Annotated in this window: 14 protein-coding genes; 9 read left to right on the top strand and 5 right to left on the bottom strand. The window is 44.7% G+C overall.

Annotated elements, in window-relative coordinates; all coding sequences use genetic code 11:
* Positions 1 to 3 precede the first annotated feature (3 nt).
* From K6Y31_RS00405 to sucD, 5 genes are all read left to right on the top strand, one after another.
* Positions 4 to 717 (top strand): succinate dehydrogenase iron-sulfur subunit, encoded by a 714-nt coding sequence (locus tag K6Y31_RS00405; RefSeq protein ID WP_232802519.1) that lies wholly within the window; start codon positions 4 to 6, stop codon positions 715 to 717.
* Positions 718 to 858: 141 nt separating this feature from the next.
* A complete protein-coding gene (gene sucA / locus K6Y31_RS00400) occupies positions 859 to 3,672 on the top strand; it encodes a 2-oxoglutarate dehydrogenase E1 component (RefSeq protein ID WP_233050902.1) in 2,814 nt (937 codons plus the stop codon).
* Between the two features lie 17 nt (positions 3,673 to 3,689).
* A complete protein-coding gene (gene odhB, locus K6Y31_RS00395) occupies positions 3,690 to 4,865 on the top strand; it encodes a 2-oxoglutarate dehydrogenase complex dihydrolipoyllysine-residue succinyltransferase (RefSeq protein ID WP_233050901.1) in 1,176 nt (391 codons plus the stop codon).
* Between the two features lie 105 nt (positions 4,866 to 4,970).
* Positions 4,971 to 6,137 carry an ADP-forming succinate--CoA ligase subunit beta gene (gene sucC / locus K6Y31_RS00390; protein ID WP_232802516.1) on the top strand — a complete coding sequence of 389 codons (1,167 nt, stop codon included), beginning with the start codon at positions 4,971 to 4,973 and terminating at the stop codon, positions 6,135 to 6,137.
* On the top strand, positions 6,137 to 7,009 hold the full coding sequence (gene sucD / locus K6Y31_RS00385; RefSeq protein WP_232802515.1) for a succinate--CoA ligase subunit alpha: 873 nt from the start codon (positions 6,137 to 6,139) through the stop codon (positions 7,007 to 7,009). Before sucC ends, sucD begins: the two co-directional genes overlap by 1 nt.
* Positions 7,010 to 7,101: 92 nt before the next feature.
* Here sucD and K6Y31_RS00380 read toward each other — a convergent pair whose 3' ends face one another.
* A complete protein-coding gene (locus tag K6Y31_RS00380) occupies positions 7,102 to 7,830 on the bottom strand; it encodes a GGDEF domain-containing protein (protein WP_233050900.1) in 729 nt (242 codons plus the stop codon).
* Between the two features lie 264 nt (positions 7,831 to 8,094).
* Here K6Y31_RS00380 and K6Y31_RS00375 point away from each other — a divergent pair, with 264 nt between their 5' ends.
* Both K6Y31_RS00375 and dbpA read left to right on the top strand, forming a co-directional pair.
* Positions 8,095 to 9,876 carry a putative bifunctional diguanylate cyclase/phosphodiesterase gene (locus tag K6Y31_RS00375; RefSeq protein ID WP_233050899.1) on the top strand — a complete coding sequence of 594 codons (1,782 nt, stop codon included), beginning with the start codon at positions 8,095 to 8,097 and terminating at the stop codon, positions 9,874 to 9,876.
* Positions 9,877 to 10,030: 154 nt separating this feature from the next.
* Entirely contained in the window at positions 10,031 to 11,416 is a 1,386-nt protein-coding gene (gene dbpA, locus K6Y31_RS00370) for an ATP-dependent RNA helicase DbpA (protein ID WP_233050898.1), read from the top strand.
* Positions 11,417 to 11,531: 115 nt separating this feature from the next.
* Here dbpA and K6Y31_RS00365 read toward each other — a convergent pair whose 3' ends face one another.
* Positions 11,532 to 12,863: a DEAD/DEAH box helicase gene (locus K6Y31_RS00365; RefSeq protein WP_233050897.1), complete on the bottom strand. Its 1,332-nt coding sequence runs from the start codon at positions 12,861 to 12,863 to the stop codon at positions 11,532 to 11,534.
* A gap of 226 nt (positions 12,864 to 13,089) precedes the next feature.
* On the opposite strand from K6Y31_RS00365, the gene K6Y31_RS00360 reads away from it, so the two are divergent.
* The gene (locus tag K6Y31_RS00360; RefSeq protein ID WP_233050896.1) at positions 13,090 to 15,795 is read left to right on the top strand and encodes a bifunctional acetate--CoA ligase family protein/GNAT family N-acetyltransferase; all 2,706 of its coding nucleotides are present in this window, start codon (positions 13,090 to 13,092) and stop codon (positions 15,793 to 15,795) included.
* 19 nt (positions 15,796 to 15,814) lie between these two features.
* Here K6Y31_RS00360 and K6Y31_RS00355 read toward each other — a convergent pair whose 3' ends face one another.
* On the bottom strand, positions 15,815 to 17,305 hold the full coding sequence (locus K6Y31_RS00355; protein ID WP_233050895.1) for an NAD-dependent DNA ligase: 1,491 nt from the start codon (positions 17,303 to 17,305) through the stop codon (positions 15,815 to 15,817).
* Between the two features lie 156 nt (positions 17,306 to 17,461).
* Between K6Y31_RS00355 and K6Y31_RS00350 the strand changes: the two genes are divergently transcribed.
* A complete protein-coding gene (locus K6Y31_RS00350; protein ID WP_233050894.1) occupies positions 17,462 to 18,850 on the top strand; it encodes a cobyric acid synthase in 1,389 nt (462 codons plus the stop codon).
* Between the two features lie 48 nt (positions 18,851 to 18,898).
* On the opposite strand, the gene K6Y31_RS00345 is transcribed toward K6Y31_RS00350, so the two are convergent.
* Both K6Y31_RS00345 and pdxH read right to left on the bottom strand, forming a co-directional pair.
* Entirely contained in the window at positions 18,899 to 19,693 is a 795-nt protein-coding gene (locus K6Y31_RS00345; protein WP_233050893.1) for an alpha/beta hydrolase, read from the bottom strand.
* A 222-nt stretch (positions 19,694 to 19,915) separates the two neighbouring features.
* Complete coding sequence (pdxH, locus tag K6Y31_RS00340; RefSeq protein WP_233050892.1) at positions 19,916 to 20,569, bottom strand: pyridoxamine 5'-phosphate oxidase; 654 nt, start codon at positions 20,567 to 20,569, stop codon at positions 19,916 to 19,918.
* Between the last annotated feature and the right edge of the window lie 21 nt (positions 20,570 to 20,590).

The raw sequence follows: 20,590 nt of genomic DNA, 5'->3' as shown, positions 1-20,590 counted from the left end.
AAGATGAAAGTTGAATTTTCGGTATACCGATACAACCCAGATGTAGATAACGTGCCATACATGAAAGATTATACCCTTAATCTTGAAGATGGCTCTGACATCATGGTGTTAGATGCATTACTGATGCTTAAAGAGCAAGATCCTACGTTATCCTTCCGACGTTCGTGTCGCGAAGGGGTATGTGGCTCTGATGGCGTAAACATGAACGGCAAAAATGGTTTGGCCTGTATCACCCCATTATCTGATTTATCAGGTAACGGCAAAATAGTGATTCGTCCACTACCTGGTTTACCGGTTGTGCGTGACTTAGTTATTGATATGACTCAGTTCTTTACTCAATATGAGAAGATCAAGCCCTACCTAATCACGGATAATGCATTACCACCTGCAGGTGAAAACTTGCAGTCACCAGAGCAAAGAGCAAAATTAGACGGTTTGTACGAATGTATTCTTTGTGCATGTTGTTCTACCTCTTGTCCTTCATTCTGGTGGAATCCTGACAAATTCATTGGTCCAGCAGGCCTGTTAGCTGCTTATCGATTCTTAATCGACAGCCGTGACACCGCCACGGATGAACGTTTAGCGGGTCTTGATGATGCGTTTAGCGTGTTCCGCTGCCATGGCATCATGAATTGTGTCAGTGTTTGTCCTAAAGGATTAAACCCAACTAAAGCCATTGGCCATATCAAGTCAATGCTGCTAAACAAGGCTGTTTAGTATAATTTGTTGCCAAACGTGATGTTTTGTAGCAAAAACTGAATAGCCATCTCTGGAGAGGTGGCTATTTTTTTGGTAAAACTACCCTACAACCGCATAAAGCGGAACGGTTTGCTCAAGAAGTATAATAAGGGATAATTGATGCAAAACAGTGTGATGAAAGCCTGGCTAGAATCTTCTCACCTGGCTGGTGCTAACGCAGCTTATATTGAAGAGCTGTACGAAGCCTATCTGCAAGACCCTACACAAATAGACCCTACGTGGCGTACCATCTTCGATGAACTTCCTGGCCTTGAAAACGCAACTCAAGAGCAGGCGCATTCAGAAGTCATTGAAGAATTTCGTCGCTTAGCCAAATCACCTAAACGTTTCACCGCGCCTTCTGGTGAAATGCACAACGATGAAAAGCAAGTTAAGGTATTACAACTTATCAATGCTTATCGATTCCGTGGTCACCAGCAAGCTCAGCTTGACCCATTGCGTATATGGCAGCGCAAATCAGTGCGTGAACTTGATCCTTTCTTTCATGACTTGGAAGGGGCTGATTTTGATGCCAGCTTTAATGTTGGTTCATACGCAGTTGGCAATGGCACCATGGTGCTAAAAGACTTGGTTGATTCACTAAAACGTACTTACTGTGGCTCAATTGGTGCTGAATACATGCACATCACCAATACTGAGCAGAAACGCTGGATCCAAAACCGCATTGAGTCTTGTGAAGGTAAGCCTTCATTTAGCGTTGATGCGAAAAAGCGTTTCCTTGAAGGTTTAACCGCCGCCGAAGGGCTAGAAAAATACATCGGTTCTAAATTCCCAGGGGCCAAACGCTTCTCACTAGAAGGTGGCGATAGTTTCGTGCCGATGGTGAAAGAGCTGATCCGTCGTTCTGGCGAGAAAGGTGCTAAAGAAGTGGTTATTGGTATGGCGCACCGTGGTCGCCTTAATATGCTGGTTAACGTATTGGGTAAAAAACCGACGGATTTGTTCGATGAATTTGCCGGTAAAAAAGTTCACGATGACAGCGCAGGTGACGTTAAATATCACCAAGGTTTTAGCTCTGACTTTGCCACCCCGGGTGGCGATGTGCATTTAGCGCTGGCGTTTAACCCTTCTCATTTAGAAATTGTTAACCCTGTTGTATTAGGCTCTGTTCGTGCTCGTCAAGAGCGCTTAGGTTGCAAAGACGGTTCTTCAGTATTGCCTATTACTGTACACGGTGACTCAGCTATTGCAGGTCAGGGTGTGGTTCAAGAAACCTTTAATATGTCGCAGGCGCGCGCATTTAAAGTGGGTGGCACCATTCGAATTGTGATCAATAACCAAATTGGTTTTACTACGTCGAATCCAGAAGACACACGCTCGACGATGTACTGTACTGACATTGCGAAGATGGTCCAAGCACCTATTTTCCACGTTAATGCAGACGACCCTGAAGCGGTTATTTTAGTCACGCAAATCGCACTGGACTTCAGAAACACCTTTAATCGCGATGTGGTGATTGATTTGGTGTGTTACCGCCGCCATGGACACAACGAAGCTGACGAACCAAGTGCAACTCAGCCATTGATGTACCAAAAAATCAAAAAACACCCAACACCGCGCAGCATTTATGCTGATCAACTGATTAATGAAGGCGTGATAGATAAAGCCCAAGCTAAGGCCTTTGTTGATGGCTATCGTGATGCACTGGATAAGGGTGATTGTGTGGTTGACGAATGGCGCCCGATGCAGAAGCATTCGGTTGATTGGACGCCATACCTCAAGCATGACTGGAATACATCTTATGAGTCGCAGTACCCCCTAGAGCACCTAAAAGCGCTAGGAGAGAAAGCCTGTCAATATCCAGAAGAGCACAAACTGCACTCCCGTGTTGATAAAATATACCAAGATCGTTTATCGATGATCCGTGGTGAAAAAATGATTGATTGGGGTTTTGCTGAAACACTGGCTTACGCAACCATTCTAGACAGTCAATATAATGTGCGTATTGTGGGTCAAGACTCTGGTCGAGGTACTTTCTTCCATCGCCATGCTGTGTTGCACAATCAAACGGATGCGGCTACTTATTTACCCCTAGCTCACTTAAAAGAGGGGCAAGGGAAAATTGATATCTATGACTCAGTGCTATCTGAAGAAGCGGTACTTGCATTTGAATACGGTTATTCAACCGCCGAGCCGAAAGGGCTAGCGATTTGGGAAGCGCAGTTTGGTGACTTTGCTAACGGTGCTCAAGTGGTATTCGACCAATTCTTGAGTTCGGGTGAACAGAAGTGGGGCCGTATGTGTGGTCTTACTTTGTTATTACCACACGGCTATGAAGGTCAAGGTCCTGAGCATTCATCTGCTCGCCTAGAGCGCTACTTACAATTATGTGCTGAACATAATATGCAAGTTGTGGTGCCTTCTACACCGGCACAGGTTTATCAAATGCTACGTCGCCAAGTGGTGCGTCCGATGCGTCGTCCATTGATTGTTATGTCGCCTAAATCACTGTTACGTCATCCATTAGCGGTTTCTAGCTTGGATGAGTTAGCAAATGGCCGTTTTTATAACGCGATTGATGAAATTGATGATCTTGATCCCAAACAAGTGACTCGCTTAGTGATGTGTAGCGGTAAAGTCTATTACGATCTACTTGAACAGCGTCGAAACAACGAATTGAACAATGTTGCCATTATTCGTATTGAACAACTCTACCCATTCCCGACAGAAGAAGTAGAAGAAATCCTCGCGCAATATCAACATGTAAAAGACTTTGTTTGGTGTCAAGAAGAGCCGCAAAACCAAGGCGCTTGGTATTGTAGTCAGCATCACTTCAGAAATGTATTACCTGAAGGTGCGACATTAACTTATACCGGCCGCGCTGCTTCTGCATCACCGGCGGTAGGTTATATCTCTGTACATTTAAAACAACAAAAAGCGTTGGTTAATGACGCACTTGGTCTGAAAGAATAAGAGTGAAGGAAAGCTAAATGGCTATCGAAATATTAGTTCCCGATTTACCTGAGTCTGTCGCGGATGCAACCGTTGCAACTTGGCATGTAAAACCAGGCGAGTTTGTTGAACGCGACGAGATCCTAGTGGATATCGAAACGGACAAAGTCGTGCTTGAAGTTCCGGCTTCGGAATCAGGTATCTTAGAAGCAATTACTGAAGAAGAAGGTGCAACGGTTCTTTCTAAACAATTGCTAGGCCGCATCAAACCTGGCGCAGCGACGGCTGCAGCGCCAGCCGCTAGCTCAGAAGAAGCACCTGCTGCGAAAGGCACTGCTGATGCTAGCCCTTCAGTACGTCGCTTAATGAATGAACATGGCATTGATGCCAGCCAAATTAAAGGCTCAGGCAAAGGCGGTGTGATCACTAAAGAAGACGTTGACAACTTCCGCAATGCTAAAGCTGCACCTGCTGCGACCGCATCAGCACCTGTTGCCTCTGAATCAGTGGCTGCTCGTAGCGAAAAACGTGTGCCGATGACGCGCCTGCGCAAACGTATTGCAGAGCGTTTACTTGAAGCGAAAAACTCAACGGCAATGTTGACTACGTTTAACGAAATCAACATGAAGCCGATCATGGACATTCGTAAGCAATATCAAGAAGTGTTTGAAAAGAAACACGGCATTCGTCTTGGCTTTATGTCTTTCTATGTTAAAGCGATCACCGAAGCGCTAAAACGTTACCCAGAAGTCAATGCATCTATCGATGGCGATGAAATTGTTTACCACAACTTCTTCGACGTGAGCATTGCTGTTTCAACGCCTCGTGGTCTGGTTACGCCTGTATTACGCGACTGTGATACGTTAGGCCTAGCTGATATCGAAAAAGGTATTCGCGAACTTGCCCTTAAAGGCCGTGACGGTAAGTTAACGGTTGAGGAAATGATGGGCGGTAACTTCACTATCACTAATGGTGGTGTGTTCGGTTCACTATTATCTACACCTATTATCAACCCGCCACAAGCGGCGATTTTAGGCATGCACAAGATCCAAGACCGCCCAATGGCTGTCAATGGTAAAGTTGAAATTTTACCTATGATGTACTTGGCCCTATCTTATGATCATCGTTTAATCGATGGTAAAGAATCAGTTGGTTTCTTAGTAACTGTTAAAGAATTACTAGAAGATCCAACACGCTTACTACTTGATGTATAAATAGTAATCAGAAAGTTTAAAAGTTTGGGCTTATTGTTTGATAAGCCCATTTCGCAGGGTGATTCACACCTAAAGAACGTTGTTAAAAAAAACGGATAGAACATCATGAATTTGCATGAGTACCAGGCAAAACAGCTTTTTGCTGACTTTGGATTGCCAGTCCCAGTAGGTTTCGCTTCTAGCACTGCAGAAGCCGCTGCTGAATCAGCCGATAAAATCGGTGGAGAAAAATGGGTTGTTAAGTGTCAGGTACACGCAGGCGGCCGTGGTAAAGCGGGTGGCGTAGAGCTACATACCACCAAAGAAGGCATTAAAGGCTTTGCTGAGAAATGGTTAGGTAAGAACCTTGTGACTTACCAAACCGACGCAAATGGTCAGCCAGTTACTCAAATCTTGGTTGAAGAAGCGTCAAACATTGCTAACGAGTTATACCTAGGTGCAGTAGTTGACCGTGGTTCTCGTCGCGTGGTATTCATGGCGTCAACTGAAGGCGGCATGGACATTGAGACGGTTGCTGAAGAAACACCTGAGCTTATTCACAAAGCTGCGATTGATCCGCTAGTAGGCCCACAAGCTTACCAAGGCCGTGAATTAGCGTTTAAATTGGGCCTAAAAGGTGACCAAATTAAACAATTTACTAAGATTTTCTTAGGTCTAGGCAACATGTTTATTCAGCATGACCTAGCACTGCTAGAAATCAACCCTTTGGTTGTGACAGGTGAGGGCAACCTAGTTTGTCTAGACGGTAAAATCAACATCGACTCAAACGCGATGTACCGTCAGCCTAAACTGCGTGAAATGCACGATCCTTCACAAGAAGATGAGCGCGAAGCACATGCGGCCAAATTTGAACTGAACTACGTAGCATTAGACGGTAACGTTGGTTGTATGGTGAACGGTGCAGGCCTAGCAATGGGTACCATGGACATTGTTAACCTACACGGTGGCAAACCAGCTAACTTCTTGGATGTTGGCGGCGGCGCAACTAAAGAGCGCGTAGCAGAAGCATTCAAAATCATTCTATCTGATTCGAATGTTAAAGCTGTGTTAGTTAACATCTTCGGCGGTATCGTACGTTGTGACATGATTGCAGAAGGTATTATCGGCGCGGTTAAAGAAGTAGGCGTAGAAGTGCCTGTAGTGGTTCGCCTTGAAGGTACCAACGCGGAATTAGGCCGTGAAGTGCTGGCTAAGTCTGGTCTCGATATCATTGCTGCTACAAGTCTAACTGACGCGGCTGAGCAAGTAGTTAAAGCTGCGGAGGGCAAATAATGTCTGTATTAATCAATAAAGATACCAAAGTAATCTGTCAAGGTTTCACTGGCGGCCAAGGTACATTCCACTCAGAGCAAGCGATTGCTTACGGTACGCAAATGGTCGGTGGTGTATCACCAGGTAAAGGTGGCCAAGAGCATTTAGGCTTACCTGTATTTAACACAGTGCGTGAAGCCGTTGAAGCCACTGGCGCAACAGCAACTGTTATCTACGTACCAGCGGCTTTTTGTAAAGATGCGATCTTAGAAGCTATCGATGCGGGTATCGAGCTAATCGTTACTATCACTGAAGGTATTCCGACTCTTGACATGCTTGACGTTAAAGTGAAGCTAGAAGAGACTGGCGTACGCATGATCGGTCCTAACTGTCCGGGTGTGATCACGCCAGGTGAATGTAAGATTGGTATCATGCCAGGCCACATCCACAAGCCAGGTAAAGTAGGTATTGTTTCTCGCTCTGGTACACTAACGTACGAAGCGGTTAAGCAAACTACGGATGCTGGTTTTGGTCAGTCTACTTGTGTTGGTATCGGTGGTGACCCTATCCCTGGCACTAACTTCATCGACGTATTGGAAATGTTCCAAAACGATCCAGCGACAGAAGCGATTGTAATGATCGGTGAAATCGGTGGTACTGCTGAAGAAGAAGCTGCTGCTTATATCAAGGCCAATGTCACTAAGCCTGTTGTATCTTACATTGCCGGTGTTACAGCTCCTCCAGGTAAGCGTATGGGCCATGCTGGCGCAATTATCTCTGGTGGTAAAGGTACAGCTGAAGATAAATTTGCTGCATTAGAAGCGGCGGGTGTTAAAACCACTAAATCGCTAGCTGAAATCGGCTCAGCACTAAAAGAAGTAACAGGCTGGTAATTCCAAGTCTTTACTAGCAAAAAGCCTCGCTAATGCGAGGCTTTTTTGTACCTAAAGTTATATGCATATCGTCTCAGAACTAGATTTCGCAATTACCACTGTTGGTAGATATCTTCATCCCTTAATTTTGCTTCAAGTAGTGCATCTTGCGCACGCTGTAAAGCTTGCTCCACCGAGTCATTGGGGTGGTTTTGGGTCAGTCCTAAACGGCAAACGATTTCCATGCTATTAAACAATTCATCCACTACAGCTCGGTGTAACTTTTTTGCCAACTGCTGAGTTTGGTGGACATCGTAATCATGGGCGATGACAATAAATTGTGCACCAGCCCAACGCGCGCTAAATTGGTGTTTGTCACAGTAGCGTTGCAATAGTTGCGCCTTTTTAACCAAGACCTCATCACCAATGTCATAACCAAATGTTTCATTAATTTGTTTGAAATTATCTAAATCCATTAAGATCAAACCAAACTGGCTTTTGGATTTTTGTAATTTACTTAACTCGATAATGGCTGCGCGGCGGTTTTTGCTCAACGTAATAGGGTCTTGTAATGACAGTTTTTCTACTACCAGATAGAGGCTTTTAATTTCTCGCCAGCGGCGCCACGAAAACCAAGTGAAGCACAATGACAAAAACATCCCTAGCGGCATCAACTCATCTAGCTCGAGATGTTCATACTGCTGAAAAAAAGCCACCATCGCTTCAGATATGTCTTGGGTTAAAAGCACGATTAACAGTGGTATTAAGCTGATGCTAATCAAAATTAGGTCGCGCTTAGCGGCACTGGTAAAGCTTAATGAACGAGAGAAATTTTTCATCATAGCCCTCCTTGCTATCAATAGTTCTATTTTAGCGCAGATAACTAAATTATCGTCATTAATCAGTTTTTTCTAAATAAAAGTGTTGTTTAGTACGCATTTTTTAAAACAAATTAGCCATACCTTAGATAGGTGGTATGGTGTTAGGTATTTTTATTGAACAAGCAGTGTGAGGTTGGCGACAATTTAATTAACATTTTTATTACTTACTTCTGTTGTGGTTAAGGCTTTGCCATACTCAATTAAGCCAACCTTGAAAGGATGCTTATGGTCACTATAAACACGACACTACGGTCTTTGCTGTCGATAAAGTTTTGGATAGATACCTTCTATTATGTGGCGGTTGTATTAATTTTTTATACCTTGTTCAGCGAACACCAGCTCGCTCGTTATAGTTACCTGTTTTATCCTCTATTGATGCTGTTTGCTAAGCATACAGAAAATGGCCATTTCAGAAAGTTAGCGGCAATTTTTTCTCTTGGTCTCATTGTTACAGGCGGAATAGTCGATCCGCTATCTTTGGATCAAGTTGAAGAAACATTTTTACTCATTCCACTCACTTATATTATTTTATTTCCCAGCTCTCTTTGGCCCATCGCCAGTGCTTTTTTGATCCTCTCGACTTACTTTTTTACGCTTAAAGGGAGTGAATTTGATGAGTTCATCGAGGATGGTATTGAATTGATTACCATCAGTAGCTTTGCATCTGTGATGGCGTATTTTCAGCAGAAACTAAAGTATCAAATGATCAACTATCGAAAAGAAAGTATGACGGATTATTTGACTCAATTGCCAAACCGAAAAGGCTTTTACTATGACATTGCGCAGTTGAAGGTGAAAATGGAGTCGACTCTTTTTCCAACGGCGCTACTACAGATTGATCTCGATGGCTTCAAGCGCATCAATGACAACATGGGTCATAATATTGGCGATTTGGTCTTAAAGGAATTTGCCCAGCGGCTAAAGTCGCTAGAGTCTAATTTTATCCGTGCTTATCGCATCGGCGGTGACGAATTTGCGGTAGTTATTAGGGAAGAGTTTGCATTGGAGCAAGAAGCCAACACCTTGTCTCAGCGTATTATCAGCTTTGCAGACTCGCCATATCATTTGGCAAAGCGTGAATATCATTTAACTGCGAGTATTGGCATTGCCTTATACAGTGATGCGTCTGGTTTAAATGATATCTGGTGTCGCAATGCCGATATCGCTATGTATCGTTCAAAGGCACAAGGTAAAAATACCTATCATTGGTTTGACCATGAACTGATCCAAGAAACTATTCGTAAGTATCAGCTCGAACAAGAGTTAATGTCTGCATTAGAGCAAGAGCAGTTTTATTTGCTCTATCAGCCTAAAGTGGATGTTAAAAAGGGGGTTATTTCTGGTGTAGAGGCACTAGTAAGGTGGAAGCATCCTGACTTAGGCGTTATTCCCCCCATTGATTTCATCTCGATAGCGGAAGAAAGTCAGCAAATTATCGCCTTAGGTGCTTGGGTCATGCAGCAGTCTTGTTATCAAGGTAAGCGATGGTTGGATGCCGGGCAAGAGGTTGCTATTTCGGTCAATGTGTCAGCGGTGCAGCTAGCCCATGACGATGTTTATGAGATGATTAAACGCGCACTGACAGAAGCTGCTTTACCTGGATATTTATTACAGGTTGAGATAACAGAAAGTGCGATTATGGAAAACTCGAACCATATTATTGACACGTTTAGCCAGTTACGAGCCCTTGGGGTTAAAGTTGCGATTGATGATTTTGGTGTCGCCTATTCTTCCTTGAATTATTTACGCCGTCTACCTATCGATATACTCAAAATAGATAAATCATTTGTCGATGACTGCGTGACCAATCAAAAAGACCGCATGATCGTCAGAACCGTGGTGCAACTTGGGCATAACTTAGGCATGTCTGTGACCGCTGAGGGCGTTGAAGATGAAGCACAATTAGCTTTACTAAAAACTGAAGGTTGCGATGAATATCAAGGTTATCTGTTTTCTAAACCTGTCAGTGCGCCCGAGATAAGTGAGCTGTTGTTTAGCAAAAGATAGCCTCAGCATATTTGGCTAAACTAACAGTGTTTTATTAATACTTTGTTTGAGCCGTTAAAGATCATTACTTATTGCCCGCAACTGTTATAATCCGCCACTTATCTCTGCCTAATATTGGCATTGCTTTTTGATCCATGAACACGGGACTACTGTTTTGAGCCAAGCTTCTTTTTCTTCTTTATCCTTACGCACCGAATTACTCAGTAACCTTGAGTCCCTTGGTTATCAATCCATGACGCCGATCCAAGCGCAAAGTTTACCGGCGATCATTGCTGGTAAAGATGTCATCGCGCAAGGCAAAACAGGCTCAGGTAAAACGGCTGCATTTGGTCTTGGCTTATTGCAGGCCCTTGATGTTAAACGTTTCCGTATTCAAACCTTAGTGCTTTGTCCCACTCGAGAGTTGGCTGACCAAGTAGCAACGGAGATCCGTAAACTGGCGCGCGCTATACACAATATTAAAGTGCTGACGTTATGTGGTGGCATGCCTTTTGGCCCGCAAATTGGCTCTTTAGAGCATGGCGCGCATATCGTGGTAGGGACGCCAGGTCGCATCTTAGATCATATCGAGAAAGGTACTTTAGTATTAGACGATATTACTACCTTCGTGTTAGACGAAGCCGATCGTATGCTAGACATGGGCTTTCAGCCTGCTTTGGATGCGATTATTGAGAAGATGCCAACGCAGCGACAAACATTATTGTTTAGCGCGACATTCCCTGATGAAATTAAGTCCATTGCCGACCGCATTATGGATCAGCCTGAATTTGTTAAGGTTGAGTCGACACACGAACAAAGCACTATTTCACAACACTTTTACGAAGTGAGTAACTTTGAAGAGCGTTTGCTGGCTATTCGGTTATTGCTAATGAAGCATCAACCTGAATCCTGTGTGGTGTTTTGTAATATGAAAAAAGACACGCAAGAAGTGGCGGATGAGCTTTGTAATTATGGTTTTAGTGCGTTGGCATTAAACGGTGATTTAGAGCAAAAAGATCGCGACCAAACTTTAGTGCGTTTTGCTAATAAAAGTGTCTCTATATTAGTGGCAACGGATGTTGCTGCCCGTGGCTTAGATATTGACGCCCTTGATGCGGTAATTAATTACCAATTATCACACGATCCTGAGGTGCATGTGCATCGCATTGGCCGCACTGGCCGTGCTGGCAGCAAAGGGGTTGCTTGCTCATTGTTCAGTGCGAAAGACGCGAATAAAGTAATCATTTTAGAAGACTACTTAGGTATTCGCATTGAAGCAGAGCACTTACCTGAATTATCTGTGCTAGACGGCGTGATTGCTAAGCCGAAAATGGTATCACTGCGTATCGATGGCGGCAAAAAACAAAAAGTGCGCCCAGGTGATATTGTTGGCGCGTTAACAGGTGATAATGGTATCGATTTTAAGCAAATCGGCAAAATTCAAGTCCTTGATAATTGGGCTTATGTGGCGGTCGGCAGTGAAGTGGCGACGGTTGCATTGAAAAAGCTAGAAGCAGGCAAGATAAAAGGCCGCAAATTCCGTATCGCTCGCATGCGTTAACCACGAGATAAAACCTTATTGTTGGTACTTTCACCATCAGAAATGACGAATAAAAAAAGCCCCTAAATCATTTAGGGGCTTTTTTATGGTAAAACGTTTTTAGTACCGCGCCTAGTTAGGCTGCGGTTTTATTCACTGGACGATGACGTGAAGGCCGACGTGTTGCAGGCTTACTCGGCTGCGCGCCATTACCACTGTTATTGGCGTTGCTACCTGAACGATTACCCTGTTGTTTCTGCGCATTGGGATTACGTGGTCGACGAGTTTGGCTGGTTTGCTTTTTCGCCGGCGCAAAGTTTTTGGTTGGTAATTCAGTGCTGATTTCAAACCCTGGGATTGTCTTGCGCTCAATGGTTTTATTGATCAACTTTTCGATATCTTGCAGTAGTTTTGCATCTTCGTGACACACTAGAGAAATCGCTTCACCGCTAGCGCCAGCGCGACCTGTGCGGCCAATGCGATGGACATAATCTTCAGACACATTAGGTAAATCAAAGTTCACTACGTGTGGCAGTTGGTCAATATCCAAACCACGTGCGGCAATATCAGTTGCTACCAAAATACGAATTTCGCCTGACTTAAAGCCCGCTAATGCTTTGGTGCGTGCGGCTTGGCTTTTATTACCATGGATCGCAGCGGCTTTAAGGCCATTGGCTTCTAAGTTTTGACTGAGGCGGTTAGCGCCGTGTTTTGTCTTGGTAAACACTAATACTTGTTTCCAGTCATTTTCTTTTATCAGCTGACCAAGTAGAGGGGCTTTACGAGTTTTATCAACAGGGTAGACCCATTGTTCGATTCGCGCGGCGGTGGTGTTGCGTGGTGCCACTGAAATTTCAACAGGATTATTAACTAACCCTTTGGCAAGTTTGCGAATATCATCAGAAAAAGTAGCTGAAAACAGCAAGTTTTGACGTTGCTTAGGCAGCACGGCCAATACTTTTTTAATGTCGTGAATAAAGCCCATGTCTAGCATGCGATCGGCTTCATCTAAAACCAGAATTTCTAAGCGCTTAAAGTTGATTACTTTCTGCTGATAAAGATCCAGTAGGCGACCTGGCGTGGCCACTAAAATATCCGCGCCGCGGCGTAATCCCGCTATTTGCGGTTTAATGTTCACGCCACCAAAAACAACCATTGAAGTCAGAGGTAAATTACGACCATAAAGCGCGACACTCTCGCCGACCTGCGCAGCTAGCTCACGAGTGGGAGTTAATACCAATGCGCGCACTTGGTTTGCTTGTGCGCGTTGACCTTGAGAAAGCTTTTGTAACAATGGCAAAGTAAAACCGGCTGTTTTACCGGTACCAGTTTGCGCTGCTGCCATGACATCTTTGCCTTGGATCACCGCGGGTATTGCTTCGGCTTGGATCGGTGAAGGGGTGGTGTAACCTTGTTGGGTCACGGCATCAAGGATTTGGGCAGAAAGGCCCAAATTGGCAAAGCTCATAGTTGCTCTCTTATCGGTGTCTTTTGAGGGGAACCGCACGTTAGCGGGCAGGCAGGGTAGCGCATATCAGCACTGGGTGCAATCAAAGGTCTTACTTGTCGAAAAGGATAATTGTAGGCGCCAGTGACTTTATTCATAACTTAATGATTTACACATAAAAAAATTGGCTGCTCAGATCAATCACAAGTAAACTAATTAGTTAAGTAAACCTCTGAGTGTATCTGATATGAGTCAACGTAATTTAGATTTGTTGTTTAAACCTCAATCCATTGCTGTGATCGGTGCTTCTATTCGTGAGCTACGTGCTGGCAACGTGGTGATGAAAAATCTGCTTTCCGGCGGTTTTTCTGGTCCGATTATGCCAGTGACACCGAGGTATAAAGCAGTTTTGGGCGTGTTGGCTTATCCAAATATTGAGGCACTACCACAAGTACCTGATTTAGCAATTATTTGCACAGCGGCTTTACGCGTGCCTCGCATCGTTGAAAAATTAGGACAACATGGCTGTAAGGCGGCGGTGGTTATTTCCGGTGGCTTTGATCAATTGTGCAGTGAAGATGGTATTGAGCTAAAACAGCAATTGAATGATTTTGCCAAAAAGTACGGCATTCGAATATTAGGGCCTAATAGCTTAGGGTTGATCTTGCCAAATATTGGTTTAAATGCCAGCTTAGCTCATGCGGGCACGCAACCGGGTAAGCTGGCATTTGTGTCTCAATCGGCAGCTATTTGTACCACAGTATTAGATTGGGCTAATAACAAAGGTATCGGGTTTTCCCATTTTATTTCCCTCGGTGACGGTATTAATGTCGACTTTGATGAATTGCTCGATTTACTTGGCCGAGACAGTAAAACCCGCGCGATCATGCTGTATGTTGATTCGGTGCACCAAAGTCGCGATTTTATGTCCGCAGCGCGAGCAGCGTCGCGCAACAAACCGATTTTGGTGATCAAATCAGGTCGTAGTCATGAAGGTGCGATTGCCGCTGAATTACATACCGGTGGCGTAACAGGTAGTGATGCAGTTTATGACGCAGCATTTAAACGTGCGGGTATGCTGCGGGTAAAAGATTTACATGAATTGTTTGCCGCGGTAGAGACCCTTGCGCACTCTAATCCTTTGAAAGGTGAACGCCTTGCCATCGTGACCAACGGCGGTGGGCCCGGTGTATTAGCGGTGGATGCACTCATTGAGCGGGGCGGAAAACTAGCTAAGTTAGATGAGCAAGTGATAGCAGAGCTAGATAAAGTATTACCGTCTAATTGGTCGCGTGCTAACCCCGTCGACATTATCGGCGATGCCACCCCTGAACGTTACGCGCGGGCGGTAGATGTGTTAATGAACTCTAAGGACATCGATGCGGTATTGGTAATGCATTCGCCTTCCGCTTTAGCCCATAGCGGCGAAACGGCGGAAGCCGTGATAAGTGCGGTAAAATTGCACCCAAATCAACGACGTTTCAATATATTAACCAATTGGACTGGCGAACAAGCCGCTTATGAAGCCAGAAAGTTATTTTCTGCTGCAGGTTTACCCACTTATCGCACGCCAGAAGGGGCCGTGGGCGCGTTTATGCACATGGTGGAATACCGCCGTAACCAAAAACTATTGATGGAAACGCCGCAATCTATCCCAGCCAATTTACCCGCTAATGCTCAGCGTGCTAGGGACATCTTACAACGCGCCCTTGATAAGGGTAAATCCGTATTAGAAACCCACGAAATGCAGCCGGTATTAGAAGCCTACGGATTGAAAACCATTCCGACTTGGTACGCGAAAGATGCCAATGAGGCGGTTGAGACGGCCAATCGTATCGGCTACCCCGTGGCGCTTAAGGTGCAATCACCCGACATTCATCATAAATCAGATGTACATGGCGTGGTGCTTAACCTCAACTCTGAGCTTGAAGTGTTGCAAGCGGCGCAATCGGTGACGCAACGGGTTATAGACCGTTTTCCAACGGCAAGAATTGACGGCATGATAGTACAAAAAATGGCATTAACCGCTGGCGCTCAAGAGCTGCGTATTGCAGTGAAAAATGACCCTGTGTTTGGCCCCGCTATTTTACTGGGCGAAGGGGGCTCCGAATGGGACATTAGCCGTGATGCTGCTGTCGCACTGCCACCATTGAATATGGCGCTGGCACGCTATATGGTGATCAACGCCCTTAAGAGTCAAAAAATCCGTGACCGTCACTTGCCCCTTGGCTTTGACATTGAAGCCCTGTGCGTAATGCTGACTCAAGTGGCGCATTTGATAATTGATTGCCCTGAGATTTTAGAAATCGACTTCAACCCGGTATTGATAGCGGGTGATAATATTACTTTGTTAGACGTGAATGTAACCTTACAGTCTCTTGAAGGGGACCCTGCGGCAAGACTGGCGATCCGGCCTTATCCAAAAGAATTAGAAGAGTACTTTACCCTGCGCAATGGTAATAAAGTGTTGGTGCGTCCTATCTTGCCGGAAGATGAGCCAAAACACCGTGTGTTTGATTCTGGCTTATCAGCAGAAGACCGATACAAGCGTTACTTTGGCGAGCGTGCACAAATGACCCATGAAGAAATGGCACTGCTTACGCAAATTGATTATGCCCGTGAAATGGCTTTTGTCGCGGTGGCGTGTGATGAACATGGTGAGGGTGACACCTTAGGGGTAGTGAGAGCGTCAACTGATCCCGATAATACCGATGCCGAATTTGCAATGGTGGTAAAAGGTGACATGCAAGGCCAAGGGTTAGGGCGTTTTTTACTGGAAAAACTGATCCGCTACTACAAAGCCAACGGCACGCAAATTTTAATGGGCTTTACCATGATCCAAAACCGCGGCATGTCAGAGCTAGCAAAAAAATTAGGCTTTAAAGTGACTATCGAGCTAGAGGACGGTTTGATAGAAATGGTGCTGCCGTTGTCTGACTCTGACGTCTCTTAAGTATAACGGATGTTAGCGCCTAAATGCTTAAGCGCGCTAACAGTAAGCGCTGCCTTTCTAGCTCGGCATGCTCCATTGCGCTCAAATGACTCAGGGTTAAAGGGCGGCCTGTTAAGCTAGCGAGTAGACGCTGTTTGCTCAAGTTGCGATGATAGGTCGCTTGATAGAATGGGCCAAGCTGGCCGAGTTGGGTGATCACTCCTTGTTTAACTAATTGATTCACTTCTTTTCTAACACTCAAAGGTAAGCCTAACTTCTTCATGGTGTATTTTATTTGCAGCTTAAAGCGTTGCTTACAAGCGTAACTGCTAGATAAACAAAGGCCGGGTTTAACAAACGGCAGCTGGTAGTCTTGCTCTGTGCTCGTGCCAATCACCTTGGTGATGGTTGGCGTGGCTTTACCTGCCAATGCAACTGTGATTAAGCTACCTTGGTTTATTTCATGTTGTTTGATGTAGTTGACTGAGTGTCCAGAGACTTTCTGCACGGTTTTATTACCCAAAGACACAGGCGAAAAGTGCAAAATGGGCGTTATTTTACCGGTGCGGCCGACTTGATAGCTCAGTTTAGTCACGGTTACTTCAGCGCGCTTGGCTTTTGGTTTAAGCGCCATGGCCCAATGCGGAAAAGATTGATTACTGCCTAAGCTGTCGCGCAGGTTTTGTTCTGCGGCTTTTATCACAACGCCGTCGATATCCGCATCCAGTTCAACATCTTGTTGCCATGTATTGAGCCAGCGCTCTGCATCCGCAATATCATTAATGGTTTGGCTAAAGATTTGAGTGGCTTTAAAGCTCCATTGCGCCAATAACTGCTGGCTTGCCAGATCATTAGGCTGCAACGGTTGAGCCAATTGATAGGGGAAGAAATTGAGTAAATTGGCTAACGTCATATCGGGCTGTTTTTGTTGCGCCAACGCGGCCGTTAACTGTCGGCTACTCGAATAATCCTGTATTTGCTTAAACGCTTGTAGGGGAATAAACAGTTCGCCATAAATAACCACTTCCTCTTGCTGCGCCTTTTGATTAAGCCGTTTAGGTATGTGCGGAGCAAGTAAGATCAATGCAGTGATGTCTTTACCTGCTGCGCCGTTTCCTCGCGTACTGGCTTGGGCTAATTGGCCGTGATGATAAATAAGCTCAATCGCGATGCCATCAATTTTCGGTTGAATGATTAACGAATTGGCGCGTTGCAACAAGGGTTTAATAAATTCCAACAACATTTGCTTGCTGGTGGTGCTATTAAGGCTTTTCATGGGGTAACGGTGACTCACCCATGAATTGTCTATGTCTGTGTTTAAGGTACTGATTGGATGAGCGAGGAGTTGATTGAGTTGATCGAAAGATGAGTCTGAGATACAAGGATTGCCAGCATGGTAGGCTTGGTTTTGCTGCGTTAAAAACCGCTGTAACTGGGTTTGGGAGCAGGTTTCAGCACTGCTACTTGCACTCAAGGCAGTTAACATCCCAGTTAGTATGGCGCAGGTTAGTTTAGTCGGTTGCGTATTCATGCTCTCTCACCTGTTTTTATATACAGTTAAAATAGTGTAGATCAGATTGAGCCTGTTGCCAGCTTTTACTGGATGACATGAGGATTAAGTCAGTGCGTCCATTTCACCGCTGTGAGTTTAACGGTATGATGGCGACTTTTTGCATAAAGGGAAACAATGGCAAAACCTATCATGTTATTAGGATGTACCAGTGATGCTGGCAAATCCTTACTGGCAGCAGCGGCTTGCCGTGTTCTGGCTAACCGCGGTGTTAACGTGGCACCATTTAAAGCTCAAAATATGAGTAATAATGCGGCCGTTACACCCGATGGTTTAGAAATTGGTCGCGCGCAATACTTGCAAGCTTTGGCCGCGAAAGTCACCCCCGATGTGCGAATGAACCCTGTATTACTGAAACCTAGCGCCGATACCTATAGCCAGGTGATCGTGAATGGTGTGGCCAATGCAGAAATTTCTGCCATGGCGTGGATGGAACGTAAATCGTTACTCTGGCAGCATGTAAAAAATGCCTTAACCAGTTTGCAGTCTGATTATGATCAACTAGTCATAGAAGGGGCGGGTAGCCCTGCGGAAATTAATTTACGCGCCGGTGATATTGTCAATATGGCAGTGGCGCTGGAAACACAAGCCGATGTGTATTTGATTTCTGATATTGATCGTGGCGGCTCGTTTGCTCATCTGCTAGGGACTTGGGCGTGTTTAGCGCCGCAGGAGCAAGGCTTAATCAAAGGCTTTGTGCTTAATAAATTTCGTGGCGATCCGTTGTTGTTGGGTAATGCTATGGATTGGCTGCAAGAAAAAACCGGTATTCCTACGGTGGCTAACATTCCGATGTACGATCACCGTTTACCAGAAGAAGATGCCTTTCGGGGTAGTGACACCTTTGTTAAAGGCGAGCTAAACATTGCGTTAGTGATTTATCCTTATGCCGCTAATATGGATGAGTTTGATCCCCTGTTTCATCAGCAAGGCGTGAATGTCACCGTGATCCGAGAACAGCAAAGCTTGTCACGCTTTGATGCCGTGATCTTACCCGGCAGTAAAAATTCAGGCGCCAGCATGGCCTATTTGGCTAACACGGGGTTAGCTCAATCGGTTATCGATGCGGCTCAACAAGGTAAGCTAGTGCTGGGTATTTGCGGCGGTTTACAAATATTAGGTGAAAAGCTGCTTGACCCGCGCCGTTTAGAAGCAGGTGATTTTGATGGCTTAGGCTTATTGCCATTAACCACAGAATTAGCGCAAATCAAGTCTACTTCGCAAGTACATTTTCAATGGCAAAACCAACCTATGACCGGGTATGAGATTCACCATGGACAAACGCAAACTACCGGTAAGGTCAGTGAATTTTTACAATCTAATTTGGGTTGGCAGCGTGAAAATGTAGTGGGGATTTACCTGCACGGTGCGTTTGAAAATGCGGTGTTCATGAGCTGGTTTGTGCATCAATTAGGGCAAGACTTACCCACCCAAAATTGGCATCAAGTGATTGATACTGAACTTGATAGTTTAGCTGAAAAATTTGCGCGGGATGGTTGGTTGTAAATGCTAGAGCACAAGTTTTACTGGCTTGTGCTCACATTTTAATCTCGATTATGGGAACAACAGCGGTAGGGCATCTTTAAATGTTTGGTTGGCACTATTATCATGGGTTACATTTTGCTTAATCAAAGTAATATTCAAACCTTCATATTTCCGATTTAGCATATGTGCGTAAGCCAGTTCAACATCTGGACCATTACCGCCTTGCATTGCACCCGATAAAATCATTCTGCTGTTCATTGTTTTACTTAAATTAAACCGCTCTTGTTCTAATTTAAGCAAAGTTTCGGTATCTGCAACACTCGGGTCAGCTGAGACGAAATTGTTAAAAAATGCCACATCAGGATCAGCGATGAGCATAGAGTAAAAAGACATGGCTCCGCCATATGAGTGCCCGACCAGTGTCCTGTTAGCTGACATTACGCTATATTCACTTTCTATAAAGGGGATAAGCTCTTGAGTCAAAAACTCGTAATAATCATAGACTCCGGGTGTTAAGTAGTCGATATTTCGATGGCCTTTTGGACCCTCATGGATAGCAACGAGTACAGCTGATACACCAGAGTTTTCTAATATACCTTTGTAACTGTTACTTCTCCATTGCCCATCTGACGCATAAATTACAGGTAGCGGAGCACTTCCTGCTTGATAATCAAGGGGGACGTATACGTCTAATTTATAGGTAATGTTGGTAATAGAAGATGCTATTTCAGTTGAATCTAGATTGTAGGGTTGCGGCTTTTTTTGACTAAGCGCGTTATCCCCTTCATTAACAGTGGTGCCGTTACCGCCACCACAGCCTAATAACACAGTAGATAATAATAAGCTAAAAATTAATTTGTACATGGCCCATCCTTAAGTCATTTATTTTAATCGACTAGATAGTATCTTTATTGGTAAATATAAACTGAGATAAATGTCAAATTAATGTATTGGGTAGAGGCCTTAATTTCAAATTAAGGCCAATTATAGTTTGCTTTATTGATTTATAAGGAATTCATTTCGTTAAGCCCACGCGAATGATAACAAGTTAGAAGTGATGAATTACAGTATCATCACTTCCATTCGTTACGGATTCAATCGCACCACATGCCAGCTTTCACCGTCTTTTTGGTAGTCAAAACGATCATGGAGGCGGTCGGCTTTACCTTGCCAGAATTCAATTCGTTCAGGGATCACACGATAGCCACCCCAAAATTCTGGCAGCGGTATAGTTTGGCCAGCAAATTTTTGCTCATAGAATTTTACTTTGTCCATCAGCTCTTGGCGGCTTTGCGCCACTTCACTTTGATGAGATGCCCACGCGCCAATTTGGCTACCACGGCCACGAGAGTGGAAATAGGCCTGTGATTCTTCAAAAGTGACGCGTTCAATTCGGCCCTCAACACGCACTTGGCGTTGCAGTATGTTCCAATGAAAGAGCAGAGCTGCATGCGGATTGGCATCAAGTTGTTGGGCTTTACGGCTACCGTAGTTGGTATAAAACACAAAGCCGCGATCGTCGACTTCTTTCAGTAACACCATGCGCGATGATGGACGGCCTTGTGTGTCGCAACTGGCTACCGACATCGACTCGGGCAAAATAATGCCTGATTCTTCGGCTTGTTTAAGCCATTGCTGAAAAAATTCAAAAGGGTTGTCGGTGGCTTTTAGCTCAGGCATTTCTAATAACACGCCTTGGCCTAAGGTAAGGGCACATTTGAGTTTGGTTAGAAAAGACATTCTTGTCGTCGCTTAATGATA

This window comes from Motilimonas cestriensis (assembly GCF_021295315.1).
In the GTDB taxonomy this organism is placed as follows: domain Bacteria; phylum Pseudomonadota; class Gammaproteobacteria; order Enterobacterales; family CBDFNC01; genus Motilimonas; species Motilimonas cestriensis.
Note: the sequence above shows the minus strand (reverse complement) of the source record. Positions and strands in the feature narration are given on the sequence as shown.